The sequence below is a fragment of the Lachnospira hominis (ex Hitch et al. 2025) genome (assembly GCF_040096395.1).
Classification (GTDB): domain Bacteria; phylum Bacillota; class Clostridia; order Lachnospirales; family Lachnospiraceae; genus Lachnospira; species Lachnospira hominis.
The window spans coordinates 62,014-83,693 of the sequence record NZ_JBBMES010000001.1 but is presented as its reverse complement, the minus strand read 5'-3'; the positions used below and the strand labels follow the sequence as shown (position 1 = coordinate 83,693).

The 21,680-nt window shown below is 35.8% G+C and carries 20 protein-coding genes and 1 pseudogene; 2 read left to right on the top strand and 19 right to left on the bottom strand.

Going from position 1 to position 21,680, the window contains the following annotated elements; genetic code table 11:
- Nucleotides 1-16 precede the first annotated feature (16 nt).
- The 5 genes from metE to WMO38_RS00350 form a co-directional block, all read right to left on the bottom strand.
- Complete coding sequence (gene metE, locus WMO38_RS00370; protein WP_349160920.1) at nucleotides 17-2,293, bottom strand: 5-methyltetrahydropteroyltriglutamate--homocysteine S-methyltransferase; 2,277 nt, start codon at nucleotides 2,291-2,293, stop codon at nucleotides 17-19.
- Between the two features lie 298 nt (nucleotides 2,294-2,591).
- Complete coding sequence (locus tag WMO38_RS00365) at nucleotides 2,592-2,792, bottom strand: ATP-binding cassette domain-containing protein (protein ID WP_349160918.1); 201 nt, start codon at nucleotides 2,790-2,792, stop codon at nucleotides 2,592-2,594.
- Nucleotides 2,793-2,845: 53 nt separating this feature from the next.
- Entirely contained in the window at nucleotides 2,846-2,995 is a 150-nt protein-coding gene (locus WMO38_RS00360; RefSeq protein ID WP_349160916.1) for an ATP-binding cassette domain-containing protein, read from the bottom strand.
- A gap of 71 nt (nucleotides 2,996-3,066) precedes the next feature.
- Nucleotides 3,067-3,438: a hypothetical protein gene (locus WMO38_RS00355; protein ID WP_349160915.1), complete on the bottom strand. Its 372-nt coding sequence runs from the start codon at nucleotides 3,436-3,438 to the stop codon at nucleotides 3,067-3,069.
- 208 nt (nucleotides 3,439-3,646) lie between these two features.
- On the bottom strand, nucleotides 3,647-4,645 hold the full coding sequence (locus WMO38_RS00350) for a hypothetical protein (RefSeq protein WP_349160913.1): 999 nt from the start codon (nucleotides 4,643-4,645) through the stop codon (nucleotides 3,647-3,649).
- A 473-nt stretch (nucleotides 4,646-5,118) separates the two neighbouring features.
- Between WMO38_RS00350 and hcp the strand changes: the two are divergent.
- Nucleotides 5,119-6,791: pseudogene (gene hcp, locus WMO38_RS00345) on the top strand (hydroxylamine reductase).
- A gap of 126 nt (nucleotides 6,792-6,917) precedes the next feature.
- On the opposite strand, the gene WMO38_RS00340 reads toward hcp, so the two are convergent.
- From WMO38_RS00340 to rho, 14 genes are all read right to left on the bottom strand, one after another.
- The gene (locus WMO38_RS00340; protein WP_349160911.1) at nucleotides 6,918-8,042 is read right to left on the bottom strand and encodes a hypothetical protein; all 1,125 of its coding nucleotides are present in this window, start codon (nucleotides 8,040-8,042) and stop codon (nucleotides 6,918-6,920) included.
- A 2-nt stretch (nucleotides 8,043-8,044) separates the two neighbouring features.
- A complete protein-coding gene (locus tag WMO38_RS00335) occupies nucleotides 8,045-8,566 on the bottom strand; it encodes an RNA polymerase sigma factor (protein WP_349160909.1) in 522 nt (173 codons plus the stop codon).
- A gap of 259 nt (nucleotides 8,567-8,825) precedes the next feature.
- Entirely contained in the window at nucleotides 8,826-10,193 is a 1,368-nt protein-coding gene (locus WMO38_RS00330) for an MATE family efflux transporter (RefSeq protein WP_349160907.1), read from the bottom strand.
- 139 nt (nucleotides 10,194-10,332) lie between these two features.
- A complete protein-coding gene (locus tag WMO38_RS00325) occupies nucleotides 10,333-10,812 on the bottom strand; it encodes an N-acetyltransferase (protein ID WP_349160905.1) in 480 nt (159 codons plus the stop codon).
- 2 nt (nucleotides 10,813-10,814) lie between these two features.
- Complete coding sequence (locus tag WMO38_RS00320) at nucleotides 10,815-12,137, bottom strand: Na+/H+ antiporter NhaC family protein (RefSeq protein WP_349160903.1); 1,323 nt, start codon at nucleotides 12,135-12,137, stop codon at nucleotides 10,815-10,817.
- Entirely contained in the window at nucleotides 12,134-12,925 is a 792-nt protein-coding gene (locus tag WMO38_RS00315; protein WP_349160901.1) for an AAC(3) family N-acetyltransferase, read from the bottom strand. The genes WMO38_RS00320 and WMO38_RS00315 overlap by 4 nt, the downstream gene beginning before the upstream one ends.
- A 2-nt stretch (nucleotides 12,926-12,927) precedes the next feature.
- A complete protein-coding gene (locus tag WMO38_RS00310) occupies nucleotides 12,928-13,155 on the bottom strand; it encodes a hypothetical protein (RefSeq protein ID WP_243204208.1) in 228 nt (75 codons plus the stop codon).
- A 37-nt stretch (nucleotides 13,156-13,192) separates the two neighbouring features.
- Entirely contained in the window at nucleotides 13,193-14,467 is a 1,275-nt protein-coding gene (locus tag WMO38_RS00305) for a glycoside hydrolase family 140 protein (RefSeq protein ID WP_349160899.1), read from the bottom strand.
- Between the two features lie 57 nt (nucleotides 14,468-14,524).
- Entirely contained in the window at nucleotides 14,525-14,923 is a 399-nt protein-coding gene (locus WMO38_RS00300) for a DUF3783 domain-containing protein (RefSeq protein WP_349160897.1), read from the bottom strand.
- Between the two features lie 125 nt (nucleotides 14,924-15,048).
- Entirely contained in the window at nucleotides 15,049-16,122 is a 1,074-nt protein-coding gene (gene prfA, locus WMO38_RS00295; RefSeq protein ID WP_186836350.1) for a peptide chain release factor 1, read from the bottom strand.
- Nucleotides 16,123-16,150: 28 nt separating this feature from the next.
- Nucleotides 16,151-16,993, bottom strand: a complete 843-nt coding sequence (prmC, locus tag WMO38_RS00290; protein ID WP_349160895.1) for a peptide chain release factor N(5)-glutamine methyltransferase — start codon at nucleotides 16,991-16,993, stop codon at nucleotides 16,151-16,153.
- On the bottom strand, nucleotides 16,990-18,417 hold the full coding sequence (locus WMO38_RS00285) for a DUF1385 domain-containing protein (protein WP_349160893.1): 1,428 nt from the start codon (nucleotides 18,415-18,417) through the stop codon (nucleotides 16,990-16,992). The genes prmC and WMO38_RS00285 overlap by 4 nt, the downstream gene beginning before the upstream one ends.
- A gap of 62 nt (nucleotides 18,418-18,479) precedes the next feature.
- The gene (gene rpmE / locus WMO38_RS00280; RefSeq protein WP_021867193.1) at nucleotides 18,480-18,686 is read right to left on the bottom strand and encodes a 50S ribosomal protein L31; all 207 of its coding nucleotides are present in this window, start codon (nucleotides 18,684-18,686) and stop codon (nucleotides 18,480-18,482) included.
- Between the two features lie 174 nt (nucleotides 18,687-18,860).
- Nucleotides 18,861-20,291: a transcription termination factor Rho gene (gene rho / locus WMO38_RS00275; protein ID WP_021867192.1), complete on the bottom strand. Its 1,431-nt coding sequence runs from the start codon at nucleotides 20,289-20,291 to the stop codon at nucleotides 18,861-18,863.
- Between the two features lie 236 nt (nucleotides 20,292-20,527).
- Here rho and WMO38_RS00270 point away from each other — a divergent pair, with 236 nt between their 5' ends.
- Nucleotides 20,528-21,679: an NAD(P)-dependent malic enzyme gene (locus WMO38_RS00270; protein ID WP_021867191.1), complete on the top strand. Its 1,152-nt coding sequence runs from the start codon at nucleotides 20,528-20,530 to the stop codon at nucleotides 21,677-21,679.
- Nucleotide 21,680 lies beyond the last annotated feature (1 nt).

Below are 21,680 nucleotides of genomic sequence, written 5' to 3'. Positions count from 1 at the left end.
CCATGACCCGTTAATTCTACTTATATTCTTCTCTTAATTCTTTTGCTGCTTTTACAAGATTATAAAGACTTGCAAGCGTTTCTTTTTCCCCTCTTGTTTTAAGTCCACAGTCCGGATTTACCCATAATTTATCTGCATCTATTTTTTCAAGCATCTTCTTTAGAGCTGATTTAATCTCATCTGTTGAAGGCACTCTTGGCGAATGAATATCATATACGCCAGGTCCTACTTCTGTCTTAAAATTATTTTCTTTAAGAGAATCAAGTATCTGTAAATCTGAACGTGATGCCTCAAAAGTTATAACATCTGCATCCATATCATCAATAGCAGTTATAATATCTGTAAATTCCGAATAACACATATGTGTATGAATCTGTGTTTCTGCTTTTACACCGCTGTGTACAAGTCTGAATGATGGAATTGCCCAATCAAGATACTGGCTGTACCAGTCAGTCTTTCTAAGTGGAAGCTTTTCACGAAGTGCTGCCTCATCAACCTGAATTACACTTATTCCTGCTTTTTCAAGGTCAAGCACCTCATCTCTTATCGCAAGTGCAATCTGATATGTGCTCTCTTTTATTGAAACATCTTCTCTTGGAAATGACCAGTTAAGAATTGTAACCGGACCTGTAAGCATCCCCTTCATCGGTCTGTCTGTAAGACTCTGTGCATATACGGACCAGTCAACCGTCATAGGATGATTTCTTGATACATCTCCCCAGATTACCGGCGGCTTAACACATCGTGTACCATAAGACTGTACCCATGCCTTTTCAGTAAACACATATCCATCAAGCTGCTCACCAAAATATTCAACCATATCATTTCTTTCAAACTCGCCGTGAACAAGTACATCTATATCAAGATCTTCCTGGATTTTTACCCATTCTGCAATCTTTTTCTTATTAAAATCAACGTACTCTTCTTTTGGTATCTCATTTTTCTTATAAGCACTTCTGTTAGCTTTTACATCAGCTGTCTGTGGAAATGAACCAATTGTTGTCGTAGGAAACATCGGAAATCCGAATTCAGCTTTCTGTATCTTTTCCCTTTCGTTAAATGCCGGAAGTCTCACAAAATCCGATTCCTTAATATCAGCTACTCTCTTTTTTACCTTATCATTAAAACTATTCACTCTTTTTATGCTAAAAAGTTCAATATTATCATTATATGCCTTTTCACTTGCAGGATTTTTATTATCTGCAAGATTCTTTAACTGTGAAAGTTCTGTAAGTTTTTCAACTGCAAATGAAAGATGCTTTATATAATCTTCTGAAAGCCTGCTCTCATTTTCAAGTGTGTACGGTACATGAAGAAGTGAACAAGATGTACCGATAACAACATTGATTCCTGCATTTTTTAATCCATAAACTGTTTCAAGTGTCTTCTTATAATTGTTCTTCCATATATTCTTTCCATTAACCAGACCGGCAAATAAAACTTTATCATTTGGAAAACCATATTTTTCAACAAGTTCTATTGTCTTTCTGCCCTCGATAAAATCAAGTCCAATTCCGTCAAAATCCAGTTTTACTACATTTTCATAGCAGTCTCTTATATCTCCAAAATATGTCTGTAAAAGAACTTTTATACTCCCCTTGCATTTAAGGAGTTCTTTATATATTTTTTCAAATAATGCTACATCATCATTTGTCAGATCATGTACAAGAAATGGCTCGTCAAACTGAATCCATTCTGCTCCAAGCTTTTCAAATTCACTGACATACGATTTATACGCATTAATTAATTCATCTACATAATCATCACATTTTTTACTTCCTGTATATTTTAAAAGCTTTAAAAGAGTGAATGGTCCCGCAATAACAGGCTTTGTCTTAACCCCTGCCGCTTTTGCCTCTTCATATTCATCAAACGGCTTGCTTCCTGCAAGTTTAATCTGTGTATCATCCTCAATTTCAGGAACGATATAATGATAATTGGTATTAAACCACTTTTTCATTGCAAGTGCTTTTACATCTCCGGCTTCGCCCTGATATCCTCTCGCCATTGCAAAATATCTCCACATAGGTGATACATCAAGATTAACATATCTTTCGGGAATAATATTAAATAATACTGCTGTGTCAAGCAGGTTATCATAAAATGAAAAATCATTTGACGCAATATAATCAATTCCTTTGCTGCTCTGTAACAGCCATTGGTTTTTTCTTATCTTCCCGGATGTCAGCTTCAATTCATCTTCATTTATCTCTCCTCTGAAAAACTTTTCTGTTGCAAATTTAAGTTCTCTTAATGTTCCAACTCGTGGAAAACCAATTACCGATGTCTTCATAAAATCCTCCTTGTTTTTGCGAAGCAAAAATCCGAATCCTATGATGAGGAGAGGATTTTAGCCTCCTTGTTTTTGCGAAGCAAAAATCCGAATCCTATGATGAGGAGAGGATTTTAGCCTCCTTGTTTTGCGAAGCAAAATCCGAATCCTATGATGAGGAGAGGATTTTAGCCTCCTTGTTTTGTGTCATTGGTTTTATGCTAACATCGTAATTCAAATTTGTATAATACATAAATTAAAGCGTTTGACATAGTTTCAGACTATACCAAACGCATTATCTTTTACACCTGCAATTATCTTAATTCCATGATATTACAAACGGCTTATTATTATGGATTTCAACATCAAGATTAACACCGTATACTTTATTTATAAGTTCTGATGTTATAATCTCATCCGGTTTTCCTTTTGCTGCAATTTGTCCATCTCTCATTGCCGCAATTTCATCACTGTAATAAAGAGCATGGTTAATATCATGAAGAACCATTACTATTGTCATGCCAAATTCTTTGTTAAGCCGTCGTATAAGCTTTAATATCTGAAGCTGGTATCTTATATGTCAAGATATGGTGTCGGCTCGTCAAGAAAGAGCACTTTTGTATCCTGTGCAAGTGCCATCGCTATAAATACACGCTGCTTCTGCCCTCCTGAAAGATTGGCTACAGCTTTATCTTTATGTTTATATGTATTGGTTATTTCCAATGCCCACCGAACTTTCTCTTCATCTTAAAAATTTATAATCCCCAAGCGATGATCCAGATACCGTCAATGCCTTAATTCCAATCGTCAGGAAATGTATATGTAACTTTGATTGTTCCTGTATACTCAACCTTATTTCCATCTTTATCTGTTAAGTTGATTATTCCCGACAAGCCGTTATCACCAAACATATAATCAAGATAATTATGCACATATGGACCATCTGTAAAATCATGAAGTCCTTCTGCTGCGGTCTTAATATCTACAGAAACATTCGTTGCTGCACAACTTTTATCCAGTTCGACAGTAACGTCACTACTTTTTAATTTCTTAGTTGCAGATGCTGTTAAAGGACTTGCACTTACTCCTAGTACAAGCATAGCAGCCAGCAAAAATGCCATTACTGCCGAAACACATCTTTTTGTTGTTACTTTGACATTTACCATTATTCCTTTCTCCTCCTTAAATGTCTAATTATTGCGTTGTTAGATTACGACTAATTCCTGTTAATTATCTCTAACTTAAATGTAGTATCTGCCTGCTTTCCATATCTTTCGTGCAATATTGCACCATTATTTTGTACAGTCTATTTATAAAACAGCTTATAAAAAAGCAATGCCAATGGTATATCCCGCCGGCATTGCTTTGTCTGTATCAGTTCGTTTTAAGTTTTTCTTTAATCTCATCTATATTATACTCTGGAGCCGAAGCTGTTACCGCATCATACATTGGCTTCATGTCATCCTCTTCTTCCTCAAGCTCAGATGCTATTATTGATAATGGCTTGCCCCTTTTAACTTTCTTTATAACAAGATTAATCTTAGCCAATTTTTCCCCTTCTTTTTTTCCTTCTTGTCTTCCTTCTTGTCTTCCTTCTTGTCTTCCTTCTTCCCTTCCTTCTTGTCTTCCTTTTTCTCTTCCTTCTTCTTTTGCTTCTTCAGCCAATATTTTTCTTACCTTTTCTTCATCATAATCATATATACTCACTTCAATTACCTCCGCTCTGTGCTCCTCAAAGAAATCGACAAGTATATCATCTTTCATACATTCATCCATTGCTGTCATTACTGCAGTCCTAATATCTATATTTTCAAAATCAGTCTTATATCTTACCTTTTCAACGAATGTCATGTAATCACGAAGACTCTTACATCTGTCAAGAATCGCTGCATCTCCATTAATATTTATAACACGTACTTTAAGTTCTATTTGTGGATTATTTACATAATTTTCAAACATATCAGATAATCGTATTATTTCCTCATTATCAATCCACTTTTCTCTGCCATTATAAAATGTTATAAAATGTGGAACCGGAAGCTTTATCATACTCCTTCTATGAAGCAAATCATTACTATACATTTCCCTGTATACGTCTGATAAATAATGCAAAAATCTTAATGGCATATTGGGGTTTTTGCTTGACTGCTGTTCAAACATATATAAATTCATACTAAGTAAAAATGACGCATCATTTTTATATTTCATATATGAGCCGCCGTTTAATGTTGTAACTTCCAAAGCATCCACATCTTCATAATTTGAATTGTTGAGTGCATTATACAATTCAAGAAGATTTTTCTTATCCCTGTAAATCATACAGAATACATTATCCTTAAACTTAACTGCTACATTGTCTTTCTTCTCTGCCATAGATATCCTCCTCTTCTTAGCAGGCTGATATCCGTGTGCACATATACTATTTTTATGTTTTTATAAGAGTATATTAGCATTAAAAAAAATCAAATACAAGCCTGCTTTATATAAATGTGTGTCACATGGGTAAAACTGAATGAACATTCAGCCCAAGATAAAAGAATCGTCTTTTCAATTCTTTTAATATATTAATATCACAATATAACATGTTTGTCAATACTACAAATGTATTTTTTATATAATAATACCAAGCTGTATTTATTATAGCTTCCGAATTAGAACGTGAATTTAAAGGATCTGATTATAACGGAATCAAAAAAGTATAGAAGAAATCAAAATTATAATTTCCAAAGGACAAAATTAACAAAAAGCCGTATTATTCCAGGATTTTATGTCAATCATAAAGACAGTGCTTTCTGAATGCACAATATCAAATGGATGATACATCTTTCATTCAAGAAGGAGAACTTATGGGGAATAATATGGAACTCGGATATGAAATGTTCTGCTATCAGTGTGAACAGACAGCCGGAGGCAAAGGCTGCACTAAACTTGGCGTATGCGGTAAAACTCCCGAAATAGCTGGTTTGCAGGATTTACTTATTTTTCAGATAAAGGGCATAAGCTGTTATGCCAAAACATTTATTGAACAAGAACAACACGTAGATAAATCAATCGTAACATTTATCGAAAACGCTCTTTTTACTACTCTTACAAATGTCAATTTCGATGCAGATGCTCATGTAAAATTGCTGCGTCAGTCACAGGAAATCAAAGAAACTTTAAAAAGCAGTGTCGGTGAAATAAACAATCCGACATATCATGCCACTTACAAACTTCCAAACGATAAAAATGAGATGCTAAAAGATGCCTATATCGCAGGCATTATGTATGATTCATCGCTTGACCCCGATATACGTTCACTGAGACAGACTGTTGTATATGGTCTTAAAGGTATCAGTGCATACGGACATCAGGCACGCGAACTCGGATTTTACAGCGATGAAGTTGACGATTTTTATATTACAGCTCTTGAAGCCGTAACAGATGACAGGCTTACAGTTGAAGACCTTATACGACTTACTATGCGTACAGGTGAAATGGCTGTTGAAATAATAAAGCAGCTTGACGATGCCAACACATCTGTTTATGATAACCCCTCTCCTCACACCGTTAATGTGAATATCAAAAAAGGACCATTTATAATTATCTCCGGTCATGATTTAAAAGACCTTGAAATGTTATTAAAACAGACCGAAGGCACAGGAATAAATATATATACTCACGGTGAAATGCTTCCAAGCCACGGATATGCAGGATTAAAAAAATATCCTCATCTTATTGGCAATTTTGGTGGTGCATGGCAGGACCAGCAAAAAGAATTTGACAACTTACCCGGATGTATCATAATGACAACCAACTGCCTTATGCGTCCGAGAGACTCATATAAGGACAGAATTTATTCAACTAATGTTGTCGGCTGGGAAGGCGTAAAACACATTGAGAAAAAATCTGACGGTGAAAAGGACTTTTCTCCCGTTATAAGACAGGCACTTGAACTTGGAGGGTTTAAAGAAGATATTGAACCTCATAATATACTTGTCGGTTTGGACATGAGGCGGTATTAAGCAACGCCCAGTCAATCGTAGATGCCGTAAAATCAGGTCATATAAGACACTTTTTCCTTATCGGAGGCTGTGACGGTGCAAGACCCGGACGTAATTATTATACAGAATTTGCAAAACTTGTTCCCAATGACTGTATTATCATGACTCTTGCATGCGGAAAATACCGTTTTAACAAGCTTGATTTCGGTGAAGCTGCAGGAATCCCTCGTCTGCTTGATATTGGTCAGTGTAACGATGCATATTCTGCTGTCCGGATTGCAACTGCACTCGCCGATGCTTTTGAAACAGACATAAACGGTCTTCCCCTGTCACTCATCATATCATGGTATGAACAGAAAGCCGTTGCCGACCTGCTGGCATTATTAAGTCTGGGTTTCAAAAATATATATCTTGGTCCGACGCTTCCGGCTTTCATAAGCCCGAATGTTCTTCAATATCTTACCGACACTTTTAACCTCAGGCTTATAAGCAATGCCGAAGATGATATAAAAACATGCCTGCGTCAGGCTGTATAAAAAATTTATTTTAATTTATATATTCCCCCATAAGTGCAATTTTCACATATTGGATTTATAATCCCAATGTGAAAATTGTGCCCGTGGGGAACCTTACTTACTAATTCACCATATATCTATCTGATTTCATCTCCACTCCGAATTTTCATAAATATCAAGAAAACTTGAAATAAATTTCTTATTCTGCTTTTTTTCATCTGTTCCTACATTAGACTGCCAGCCATATGTCATATAATCATGATATGTTTTTTTGTTGAAGTCTTTTAATCCGAATTCATCTTTCAGACTCTGGATATCATCAGCATACATTTTTTCAAATGTCTTGAATGCTTTCGACGGATTTTTGAATACTGCATATCCGTTTGAATTTGCACCAATCGCAAAATCTTCACTTACATCGGTAAATTTGCTGACATTGACATTACCTTTGATTCCCTTTGTGCCTGCCGTATACTCCTGTGTATAATAATTTCTTGTATACACTTTTCTGGCAAAAAATGCTGCGAGGCATGCAGCAACAATAATAACAACAATCACAATTTTCTTTACATCAACTTTTTTCTTAGTTTTTGACTTCTTAAACTCTCTGTCTGAGTTTTTGCTGTTTGTTCCCATGTCCTCATACATATCCTTATTTGCCTGCATTCCCAGCAAATCCATACTGTTGTTTGAACTGTCATAATCTCCAAATGGCATATAATATATCCTCCTTATATTTAAAATTTTTATTAAAGACCTGTATATTATAAATATTGCCGCCAAAAGTGCCGCCGCAATAAATATATATCTTATCAGCCAGTATTCATATACAAATTCCGGTATCGCATCACATTCATTTCCATCTGTATAATACATTCTCATAAAATCACGTCCTGTAACATAATACCATTTCTTTCCGCATGTTAAATTTATGTTTTTATGATTGATAATTCCGTTAAAAGAATATATTTTCGTATCAGGATTATATTCAAGTGTAATATAATTATCAGACTGGACAAGTTTGTCCATAAACCTGTTACTCAAAACTGTATACAGCATCAATAATATTAAAAATGCCACAACAATACTCATCGCAATTACAATCTTTATATTCTTTTTAACAAGTGACTTACGTTCCAATGAAAAAAGCCATTTTTCATAATCTGTATCTTTACTCTCATCAAGTATTTTCTGCTTTACCCAGTCATTTGCTTTAAGATTGGAAACAGATTTTTCGAGTTTTTCTTTTTTTAAATACTTTTCAATATCCATAATCAGACCTCCCTTAAAGACTTTTCTAATTTTTTTCTCGCCCGGTTCAGCCTTGTTGTCACATTGCCGACACTTATTTCAAGTAAATCAGCAATCTGTGCAACCGAATATTCTTCATAATAAAATAATTGTATTACAACCGAAAGGTTCTTTGGCAGTGCAAGCACTGCTTTTAATACAGCCTCACTGTTATCATCACTGTCACCTGTATTATCCTGTGCGACAGCCTCATCTGCAAACAATCTCAACTGCTCATCATCATATATAACCTTTCTCTTCCAGCCGCTTGTAACAAGATTTTTACTTATATTAATCGCGACCCGCAAAAACCATGCTTTTTCATGTTCCTCACTTTTAAACAGCGGTTTTGCAATCAGATACTTTTCAAATGTCATCTGCAACACATCTTCCGCATCCTGATAATTTTTCAAATACATGAATGCAGTGCGAAAAACTCTGTCGCCATGTTTTTCGAGCAGACGTGCCGCCTGACTTTCATTTTCAGTTTTACTTTCGTTTTCCATATGCAGTGCTCCATATATTCATTGAAATGTAATTTATTATATCATTTTCCTTTCATAATAAATACAATCCACACCCGCAAAATGTAACACATTTTAATTTTATTTATACAAAATTTTACATGACAGCTTTATGAAATACTTTTTTACCTTCCTTCAGTAATTATTCTGAAATAACTTTTTGTTATATTAAAAGGGCTGTCGCACTAATGAAATGAAATTTCAAATCGTTAGTGCGGCAGCCCCTTATATTATACTTGCATTATGAATTTTTTTCCGCCATTCTCATAACTTCCTTCCATGCCGGCGAGAACAGATAATAACCTATCATTGCAAACATTCCAAAGCTGAAAGATATTGGGAAACACAACATTACCCATGTTCCATCAAAATATCTGTTAATAATATAGGCACTTGGAATTCTGACTGCCCAAAGCATAAGAATGTTGACAATTGTAGTATAACGCACCTTTCCAGTTCCGTTTACAATAGATATTATACAGTTAAAAATAGCAAAAAACCACTGTGAAAGCAACATGACAACTATATGTCTGCTCGCATACATCAATACCATTTCATCCGATGAAAAGAAACGGATTATAGGTTTATGTATCATTATAAAAAACAATCCAAAACCTAATGTAATCAGCCCTGAACACAATGGAATCCTCCAGTGTCCCTCTTTAATTCTTGCATATTTCTTCGCACCATAATTCTGTCCTGAAAATGTAGTAGCTGCCGAAGACAATCCTGTAATTGCTATGTTAGAGCATCCTGTAATTCTTCCTGCTACTGCACCTCCAGCCATAAATATAGCACCCTGTGAATTATTAAATGTCTGTAATGCAACATGCCCTAATGAATAAAGCGAATTGTTAAGTCCAACAGGCAAACCAATAGCCAGAATATCTTTCATCATTGTACCAGAGAATCTTCTCGGCAAAAATGTAAACTGCATCTCCGGAAACTTCTTTCTTATATAAACAATACTTACAATCCATGAAATAAACATGGCAATACTTGTAGAAAGTGCAGCTCCAGCTACATCCATTCCAAACCCTGCAACAAACAATAAATCAAATACTATATTAGAAACACATGACACAACCAGAAACCATAGCGAAGCCTTACTGTCTCCAAGTCCTCTTAAAATTCCGGCATTCATATTATAACCCAGATTACCAAGTGTACCTAAGAATACAACCCTCGTGTAGATTAATGCGGCATTCCACACATCCTGCGGCACTTTCATAAATTCCAGAATATACGGTGCTGCAAACCATCCAAGAATTCCAATCGGAATACCTATAATATATATAAATGTTATTGAAGTTCCACATACTGAAACAACCTTTTCCGATTCCTTAGCCCCAGTATATTGTGAAATAAGAATAGACACACCTGTTCCTATTCCTAAAAAAACACATAATAATACTTCAACCGGCTGTGAACTTGTTCCTACCGCAGCCAAAGATGTATCGCCACAGTATTTACCTATTACAAGTGCATCAACCGTAGTATATAACTGCTGTAAAACATTTCCAATAATAATTGGTATCGCAAACAGTATAATATTTTTCATTATATGACCTGTTGTCATATCAATCTTACTTTTTTGTGTACCTGACATCTTTTGCTCCTTTTATAAAATAAAATTTCCATATCTATTATTTAGAATTTTACTGCAATAAAATTGTATTTTCTAGCGATTAATAGCATGGAATACAGAAAAATTGTCTGTAATATATTTATTTTATAATGTCTGTCAACTATATCTTCTCGTATGCAATTCTCTCATCACCATTTAAAAGCTTAATAATACCACATTTTTTAAATCCGTTTTTTTCAATCTGATGTTGCATTATTTTATTATCTTTATGCGTATCAATGCGAAGATGTGCTTTTTTTGCTGAACAGAAATCAACAGCTTTATTTAATACTCCTTTGATTTTTCCGTCGCTTGCAACCCTGTGTATGACACCGTACTCCTCATCCGAGAGCCACTGCCCGTTTTTTATCACCTCGTATGTCTCATCCTCACAGATGTCAAACATAAATACCGCATGAATTTGATTTTCCTCTTCAATTACATACATTTTCTTATTGTTTATGTCATTTTCAATCAGCTGTTCGGAAGGATAGTTTGTTCCCCACTGTGTCGGATTTCCGTTTTCAGCCATAAATTTTCTGGCATATGAATAAACATCTGTTATATTATTCAAATCTTCAGTCTTTGCAAGACGTATCATTATTATTTCTCCTTACCATCTCGTTTTTCAGGAATTAAAAATATCCAGATTAGTGAACTTAACATAAGCATCATCGGATAAAAAAGCTTTGGCAATATCTGAAATGCCGATATACTATATCCAAGTTCCGATACTGCCGATATTGCAACAAGCATCTGTGCACCATATGGTATAATTCCCTGGAATATACATGAAAAAGTATCAAGCAATGACGCCGTTTTTCTCGGTGTTATTCCATAATTTTCTGCCATTTCCTTTGCTATAGGATTCGCCATGACAATCGCAACCGTATTATTGGCAGTTGCAATGTCCATAGTTCCCACAAGAAGTCCCATTCCAAGCTGTCCGGCTTTTTTACCTTTAAATACTTTTTTTATTCCATACAAAAGTGCATCAAAACCGCCGTATTCTCTTATCAGGGCACACATCGCCGATACGAGCACAGCAACCATGCATGTCTCAAACATTCCCGATACTCCCGAACCTATATTAGTTATAAGTCCTATGGCAGTTATCTGTCCGGTGAATGTCATAATAACCATTCCTGAAACAATACCTGTTATAAGAACAAGAAAAACATTAAATCCTGCTATACCTCCGATAAGTACAAGTAGATAAGGTATTATCTGAACAAGATTATAATCATTATACACCAGTCCGTTAATTTCTGTATTAAATGACATAATAAGAATAATAACAAGCGTTACAACTGCTGCCGGAAATGCTATCAGGAAATTTTCCCTGAATTTATCTTTCATCCTGCAGCCTTGTCCGTTGCATGCAGCAATCGTAGTATCAGATATAAATGAAAGATTGTCACCAAACATTGCACCTCCCATAACAGATGCAACACATAACGGAAGTCCAAATCCTGACGCAGAAGAAACTGCTGCCGCAATAGGCGTAATAAGCGTGATAGTTCCTACGCTCGTTCCCATAGCTGTAGATACAAAACATGCAACTATAAAAAGCACTACAACCGAAAATCGTGCCGGAATAATCGAAAGCATAAAATATGCAACACTCTCGGCACTGCTTCTTCCTACAACTCCGACAAATACTCCTGCTGTAAGAAATATAAGAAGCATCGTGATAATATTTTTATCTGCCAGTCCTCCAGCCATAATCTCAAGTTTTTCGTCAAAAGACACAGCTCTGTTCTGTATACATGCAACAAAAATTGATGCAAGAAATGCAACTATAATAGGAACATTATAGAATCCCATAGGGATTTTCATTATATATTCAAATGTTATACCAAACCCCAGATAAAACGCCAAAAAAACCAATATAGGCAGTAAAGCCGATATTCTTCCCTTTTTCAAACAAAACCCTCCCATCTGCTCTTATCTATAAACTGCTCTGTAATTATACATTCAGGATTCGGTGCAAGAACATGTCTTGTTACTTCAAATATCTTTGCTGCATCACACAAAATACAATCTGCGTCACCGAATTTCACTTCTTTTGCCGCATTGCAGTCGATGTAAGCCTGATTTAATTTTACAAAATCCTCAGATATATGTGGCTGATCCGGATTAAAATGTTTTCTTACATATACTTTTTTCTTACTGCCATCCGGCATTACAATATAAAGCTCCATCGGTTTGTCTTCAAGTCTGTTAGGAATATTTAAAACTTCTTCAACACTGTGAATAAAAGTATTTCTTTCATGTCCTACACCGACAAGCAGTATTTTTGCATTACGCTGCCTTAATCTGTCATAGCATCCACTAGGTGTGCAAGGTGTATTACAGTTTTCTTCGCCTGCAAGGTGCAAAGCTGCATCTTTTCCGATTCCTGCCATACTGTGAGTTGGATGAAGTGAACGTATTACACCATCTCTTTTCATAAATAAATTCGTAAGAATTCCGACGCACGACGGCGTTTCATATGGATTATATACAGGATTCTCACTGTTTACTGTTTTCCATGTATGTGTAGGAAAAAGCAACAATCCATTTTTAAAATAGTCAATCAATACATCAAGTACGCCTTCCGCCCGGTCTTGTACATCACCAATTGATTTCATTGACGAATGGATAAGAATAGTCTCCTCTCCAGTAAGTCCCATAGTTTTCAAATGTTCTTTTAAATCATTCTTTGTATACATAACTAATTTCCCATCTGTTTTAAACTTTCAAGCAGTTCGATGTCACTCTGCTGCACTTTTATATTTGATGTAAGCGGCTGTTCTCCCGGTCTTTGAACTGTTATCTCTATAATTGTTCCCTCTTCAATTCCTCTTGAAAACACTGCATTTAAAAATGCAGAAAACTTTGGGTGATTTGAAGTAAATTTATTTTTCGCACTCATTAATTTCATTATCGCTGCCGGATTCATTCCCATTTTCTTATCCTCTTTTCTATATTTTCTCTTTTTATTTTATAACCAGAACCCTGTCCGTATTATCTTCTTCTATTCGTTTGAATTTCTCTGCTGTAAATACATTTTTACATCTGCCAATGTAACTCATAGCTCCCGTAACAGGGCTCATCCACCACATATCCCTGCCTTCATAATCTGATGTATCAAGCTCAAATTCTTCTCCTAGATAATCATATGCAAATACAAAATTCTGTCCTGCAAAAACTGCAATTCTTGCATGTTTCTCACGTTGTCCACCGACAACAAGTGAATCAGATGCTTTGCCGTTAATAAAATCAACTGATTCCATAAGCTTTTTAAGATATTGCATCTGTCCCGAACCCTCATGGTGAAGTGCTTCTTCCCATTCACATACTACTCCGTAGTTGACGCCGTTACAGCCTTCTTTATAAAACTGCATTACAGCATTATCACCATATGTATGTCCACAGGCTCCCTGAAAAACAGACCAGTAAGCATACCGTCTTACCTGCTTTGCCTTCCAGTATGGTTGTGTATTATCATGAAGTCCCTGCAATATCCATTCATATGATGGTTCAGCATCAAGTGTCGGCTTATTGCTTACAAGATAATCATTTTTTACATATTTCCAATTATCCTCACCGTAATACGATGGATTATCTGTATCATCCCACGCTCCCAGATTGCATTGGTCATATCTCCTGTGACCCGACTGGAACATATTAAAATCAAGCCATGAATCATCTGCAAACCACATGCTTGAAGCACACCTGCCAAACGGATGAAAAGTTATAAGCTTATCTGGCATTTTTTCCTTAAAATATCTGCCTAGTTTTCTGTAAATTTCAACATAATTGTCAGCTTTAATATCTCCGCCAAGAACCCATATAATATTACTGTATTTTTCTAATCTTTCAGCAAGAAACCTGCCATACACAAGCACATTTTCTGAAGTTATCAGGTTATTCTTTAAAAGACTTCCCCATGAAGGAAGCAGTGCCATATATAGTCCGAGTTTATCTGCCATTTTAATAATTCTTTCAACATGCTGCCAGTATTCTTCATCATTAATCCTGTCAGCTCCGCCCCAATACATTTTATTAACAGATTCAAGTTCTTTAGTTGAATATACAAGAACTGCCTGTATAACATTAAAGCCTTTATCTGCCCTGTTTTTAAGATAATTATACGCTTCTTCTTCGCTTATATTTCCAAATATAAGCCAGCCTGTGTCAGCAAGCCAGAAAAAAGTCTCACTGCCTTTCATAAGATACCTTTTATTATCACTTACATGTAAATTTTCCATAACATGTCTCCTAGATTGATTTTTAATTTTTTATATTTATGGTATTCATTTTTAATATTATCTTCCTGCAAACTTTCTGTGTTCTTTTTTAAGCTCAGCAAATAACTCTTCTGGAGTCCAGAAAATATTATTCACTGTTAAAACCGCTTTATAATTAATAGGCTCAATACCATTTTTCTTGTATTCAGAAAGGAATTTATCAAGAAGCTCAGAATCTATTCCAGAAAATACCATCATCTCGTCTGAAAGACCTCTTCCAAGATATATTATGTTTACCATTCCAAAGCCTACAATTCCTGCAATTGCCCCAAGTTTTTGGGCATAATCGCATCTATCCACACAAATTATACTTATGCCAAGACTTTCACACACTTTTTTAATATTATCCGCCTTAAAAATATTCACATCAAATAAAAGAAGCTTTGGCTGTGAAACTATATTATTTAAATTATCCATACATCGCTACCTCACATTCATAATTGTAAATTATATTATATCATATTTATATACTTTTTCAATCATTTATTTTTATATAAAAAAGGACCTGCCATAAAAACAAGTCCTTCTCAATTTTATTATTGTTAATTCTCATTCATCTTTGCAAGCTTTGCATTTTGGTCTGCTATAATACATGCATCGATAATCTCCTGAATGTCACCATCCATAATTTTATCGAGTTTGTACAATGTAAGACCGATTCTGTGGTCTGTAACACGTCCCTGTGGGAAGTTGTATGTTCTGATTTTCTCTGAACGGTCACCTGTACCAATCTGGCTTCTTCTTGCATCAGCTTCAGCATCATGTGCTTTCTGACATTCCATATCATATAATTTTGCACGCAGTAACGCGAAAGCTTTTTCTTTGTTCTGAATCTGTGATTTTTCAGTCTGTGAATAAATAACAATTCCTGTAGGATAATGAGTAAGACGAACCGCTGAGTCTGTTGTATTGACACACTGTCCACCATTTCCTGATGCACGCATTACATCAATACGTATATCTTTTTCATCAATCTTTATATCAACTTCTTCTGCTTCAGGCATAACAGCAACTGATGCTGTCGATGTATGGATACGTCCGCCTGATTCAGTCTCAGGAACTCTCTGCACTCTGTGAACACCACTCTCATATTTCATAACAGAATATGCACCCTGTCCTTTAACCATGAATTCTACTTCCTTCATGCCGCCAATTCCTGTTTCATCAGCATTGACTACTTCGATTTTCCAGCCTCTCGACTCAACATAATGTGTATACATTCTGAAAAGTTCAGCTGCAAACAATGCTGCTTCGTCTCCGCCCGCACCGGCACGGATTTCAACAATAATATCTTTATCATCATTAGGGTCTTTAGGAAGAAGTAATATCTTTAATTCATTTTCAAGTTCTTCAACTCGTTTTTTTGATTCATTGAGCTCTTCTTTTGCAAGTTCAAGAAGTTCCTCATCGCTCTCTTCACTAAGCATTGCAAGACTGTCCTCAATATTTTTCTTACAGTCCTTGTATTCAGTAAATGCAGTAACAATCGGAAGAATATTATTCTGTTCTTTCATAAGCTTTCTGAATCTGTCCTGATCATTAACAACATCAGGATTGCTTAATTCAGCTGTAATATCTTCATATCTGTTTACTATATCTTCTAGTTTATCAAACATTTCCATATATTATCTCTCCATTTCTATATTACATCAGTTTTCCACACACAACACGGTCAAGTCCGGACAAATCTTTAATAACCGTCACTTCAGCAAACCCATTTTTGTGCATAATTTCGCTTACTGCCACCGCCTGAGAGCATCCAATCTCATACATGAGCCATCCACCACGTTTAAGATATCCGGCAGCCTGTTCAGTAATATTTCTGTAAAATTTCAAACCATCTTTATCGCCATCCAATGCCATCATTGGGTCAAAAAGACGCACTTCATCTGATAATGTCTCAATCTCATCAGTCTCAATATAAGGTGGATTTGATACTATCATATCAAATGTCTCATCATCACTTACATTTTCAAACAAATCACTGTAAATAAATTCTATATCAGCGTTATTTAATGATGCATTCTGTTTTGCCACCGAAAGTGCCTTTTCCGAATAATCAACAGCTACAGCCCTGTCTGCCATACCTGACAGGAATATGCTTATTATAATGCATCCTGAACCTGTGCACATATCAAGCACATGTGCATTATTGACACCTTTAAGCCTTTTTAATGATTCTTCAACAAGAATTTCTGTATCTGGTCTGGGAACAAGCACATTTTTATTTACAATAAATTCGTGTCCATAAAAATATGCCTTTCCCAATATATGCTGAAGCGGCTCATGGCTGCATCTTCTTTGAACCATGTTCTCAAATTTTTCATGAACTTCGTTACTTATATCATCAGTCATATGCATAAGATAATCCGTTGTGCTCATGCCAGAAGCTTCCATAAACATCTGTTTGCTGTCATAAAGTGAATTTTCAATATTATTAAGATTTAACCTGACAGCTGCACTGTCTATTGCTTCTTTGTTGGTCATTCTGAATCTCTTTTCTTAAATATCGGAACATCATCAGCATTTTCTATTTCTTCGCCACTTTCCTGAGGCTCTTCAATCTCTATTCCACCAAGTTCATCTTCTTCTGTATCCTGCACATCTTCATCAGGCAGGCTGTCTTCTGTCTGTGTATCATCCTCAATCTGCTCGCCGTCTTCTGATTCTATATCGTCTTCTAACTCTATACCATCTTCTGATTCATTAATGCCTGCATCAGACACATTTACAGATGACACCTCGTATGGAATTTCAGGTTCCTCTATTTTAATTCCTTCATCAGATGATACCTGTGCTGCTGTCTTTGCTACAGCTTCTGTCTGCTCTGACGGCTTAATCTTTCTTGTTTCTGAGTCTGCTGAAGTTGCATTAAGTTCAACCTGTTCTTTAATTTTATTATATCCTCTTGCTGCTGCTTCATCAGCAAGAGCCTGTTCAGATGCCTTTACAGCTTCATTTCTTGCTTCTTCGCCCTCTAAATCTGCATAATATTCATCAAGAAATGCTCTCCAGTCAAAGACAGCTTCAACCGCTGCAATTGCAACTTCTGCCATATCACGGTCAGGCTCTCTTGTTGTAAGTTTCTGCATCCATAAACCCGGCTTGCTTATTACATTAATGAATGCATTATCACTTCTTCCTGCCCATCTTAATACCTCATAAGATACACCTGCAATCACAGGAATAAGAAGAAGTCGTATAACAAGCTGTAATATCGTATTATCTACACGGATGAAAATAAAAAATATAATACTTATAAACATTACAAGAAACATAAAACTTGTTCCGCATCTTTTATGCAGTCTTGAACTGTTCATAACATTATCAACAGTAAGCGGAGCACCATGCTCTATACAGTTAATGCATTTGTGTTCTGCCCCATGATACATAAATGTTCTTTTTATATCATTCATATGCGAAATTGCAACAAGATACAAAAGAAAAATAACCACTCTCACAATACCTTCCAAAAAGTTAAGCAGAAACTGTGATGTAACAACTCCGGCAAGAAGCCTTGATACAAAATAAGGAACAACCATAAAAAGACCTACTGCCAATGCTACAGATATAATAATTGTAACTGCCATAAGCACTGATTCAAGTTTATCTTTAAAAATGGCTTTTCCTATTTCATCAGCCTTTGTCTTTTTCTGTTCTGCCGGATCATCATAAAATGATGCTGAATATGTAATTGTAGAAACTCCTGTTACAAGTGAATCAACAAAGTTAAATACACCCCTGATAACAGGAAAATTAAGCCATTTGTATTTTTCAGTTAAAAGTCTGCTCTCTCTTACAGAAAGCTCAATTTCATTGTCAGGCTTTCTCACTGCTATTGCGTATTTATCTTTATTACGCATCATTATTCCTTCAATAACAGCCTGGCCACCAATACCGGAAGTCTTCATATATTCTCTCCATAACAAAAAAGGCTGAGGCATACAGCCTCAACCTTTGTAAATAGCTAAAATTAATTGTTCTGTACGCCGTATTTCTTGTTGAACTTATCAATACGTCCACGTGCTGAAGTTGCCTTCTGCTGTCCTGTATAAAAAGGATGGCACTTTGAACAAATTTCAACATGGATTTCTTCCTTTGTTGAACCTGTAACAAATTCATTTCCACAGTTGCAGACAACCTTTGCCTGATAATATGCTGGATGGATTCCTTCTCTCATGATTTTCACCTCTTTATATAATCTTTATTATAATTGCAAGACTTAAACTCACAAAGTGTTTCTTTGTCTTTGATAAGCAGCTTTGATATTGTAACATACCGGTTATACCAATGCAAGTGTTTTTTCAAAATTATAACAATATTTTAAAACTTTTTTATATTTTTACAGTATATATCAGATATATCTGTTCTTGCACACTGTCTCAACAAGCTCTTTATTATTTTTTGTCTTTACAAACAATTCAAGAATTCTTTCTGCCGCATCATCGTTTTTAAGCGAATTAAGTGCCTTTCTCATTATATCAACTGCCTGAAGTTCCTGAGGGTCTAAAAGAAGGTCTTCTCTTCTGGTTCCTGATTTTGCAATATCAATTGCAGGAAATACTCTCTTTTCAGAAAGCTTTCTGTCAAGTACAAGTTCCATATTACCTGTTCCTTTGAATTCCTCAAATACAACATCATCCATCTTGCTTCCTGTCTCAACGAGTGCAGTTGCAAGTATTGTAAGGCTTCCTCCTTCACGCATATTTCTTGCAGCACCAAAAAATCTTTTTGGCATATGCAGTGCCGCAGGGTCAAGACCACCGGATAATGTACGTCCGCTTGCCTGGACAGTGAGATTATAAGCTCTTGCAAGTCTTGTGATACTGTCAAGAAGAATTATAACATCTTTCTTATGTTCAACAAGTCTTTTTGCACGCTCTATAACCATCTCAGATACTCTTTTATGTCTCTCCGGAAGTTCGTCGAATGTTGAATAAATAACCTCAACATTATCACCTACTATTGATTCCTTTATATCAGTTACTTCCTCAGGACGTTCATCAATAAGAAGTATTATAAGATGCATCTCAGGATTATTTTTTGTTATGGCATTGGCTATCTGCTTTAAAAGAGTTGTCTTACCTGATTTTGGCTGTGAAACAATCATTCCACGCTGGCCTTTACCGATTGGAGAAATTAAATCTACCATTCTCATTGCAACTGTATTGCTGTTTTTTTCAAGATGAATTCTCTCATTTGGAAATATAGGTGTAAGACTTTCAAATGAAGGTCTTTTTGCCGCTTTTGCAGGCTCCTCATCATTGACTGATTCAAGATAAACAAGTGCAGAGAACTTTTCCCCCTGTGTCTTTGCTTTTTTAGGTCCTCTTATGATATCACCTGTTTTTAAATTAAACCTTCTTATCTGTGATGGTGACACATACACATCATTGTCTCCCGGAAGGAAATTCTCACATCTTATAAATCCATATCCCTCCTGCATAACTTCAAGAATACCATCTGCCATCTCCTGTTTTTCAGGTCTGTCCTGAACATTATCATTATTTACGTTCTGTCTGTTTCTTGGCACATATCCGTCATTATGATTTATATTAGCATGCTCATGTTCGTTTTTTACAGGCTGCACGTTTTTTATTGGCTGTTCCGGTTCTGCCTTAACTGTTTTTTCCTGTTCGTCCTTAGCTGCCTTTTCTTCCTCATCTGCCTTGATAATCGCCTCAATAAGGTCCGCTTTTCTCATTACAGTAATATTTTTAATATGTTTGTCCTTTGCAAACTCTCGTAAAACAGTAAGTGGCAATGTCTGTAATTTTTCTCTCATAAATTATTCACTCCTATTTTTTTAATTAATGTTCTGGAATTATACCGCAGATAACAAATGTATATAAATCGCGGATAAGAATCTTGATTCATCCAAGAATTTAGAATTAACATATATTTATTATACACTATTTTAAAATTATTTCAAACATTTTGTTATAATTTCAATCCTTGCCGCTAACGCTGTAATGTGTTATTATTAATTAAATATGTTTTTTTGAAAGGATGGACTCTACCATGACAAATGCAGAAAAAGCACTTGCTTTACATGAAAAATGGAATGGAAAGTTTGAAACCACTCCAAAGATGGATATTTCAACAAGAGAGGATCTCGCTCTCGCATATACACCCGGCGTTGCTGAACCTTGCAAGGTTATTGCAAAAGACAAGGAAGCCGCATACAAGTATACTATAAAAGCCAACACTATCGCTGTAGTTTCTGACGGAAGTGCCGTTCTCGGACTTGGAAATATCGGTGCACATGCAGCTATGCCTGTTATGGAAGGCAAGGCTGTTCTTTTTAAGTCTTTTGGTGGCGTCAATGCTGTTCCTATCTGTCTTGACACACAGGATACAGAAGAAATCATCAAAACTGTAGTAAACATTGCTCCTGCATTTGGCGGTATTAACCTTGAAGATATTTCTGCACCAAGATGCTTTGAAATTGAAGAAAGATTAAAGGAACTCCTCGACATTCCTGTTTTCCATGACGACCAGCATGGAACAGCTATTGTAGTGCTTGCAGGTATTATCAATGGTTTAAAGGTTACAGGAAAAACTAAAGAAGAATGTCGTGTTGTTGTAAATGGTGCAGGTTCTGCCGGCATTGCCATAACAAAGCTCCTTCTTACATATGGTTTTAAAAATGTTACAATGTGTGATAAGTCAGGCATTCTTGCAAAAGACAGCGAAGGACTTAACTGGATGCAGGAATCTATGATGAATGTTACTAATCTTGAACAAAAACACGGTTCACTTGCTGATGCACTTAAAGGTGCTGATATCTTTGTAGGTGTTTCTGCACCTAACATCGTTACAGCAGAAATGGTTTCATCAATGAACAAAGACGCCATTCTTTTTGCAATGGCTAACCCGGTTCCTGAAATCATGCCAGATGTTGCAAAAGCAGCAGGTGCAAAGGTCGTCGGTACAGGTCGTTCTGATTTCCCTAACCAGGTAAATAATGTTATTGCTTTCCCTGGCATATTCAAGGGTGCCCTTGAAGGACGTGCAACACAGATTACAGAAGAAATGAAACTTGCTGCAGCTCTTGCCATCGCAAATCTTGTTCCTGATGATGAACTCAGTGACACAAATATTCTTCCGGAAGCTTTCGACCCACGCGTTGCTGACGTTGTAAGCCAGGCTATAAAGGCTCTTATTAAATAAT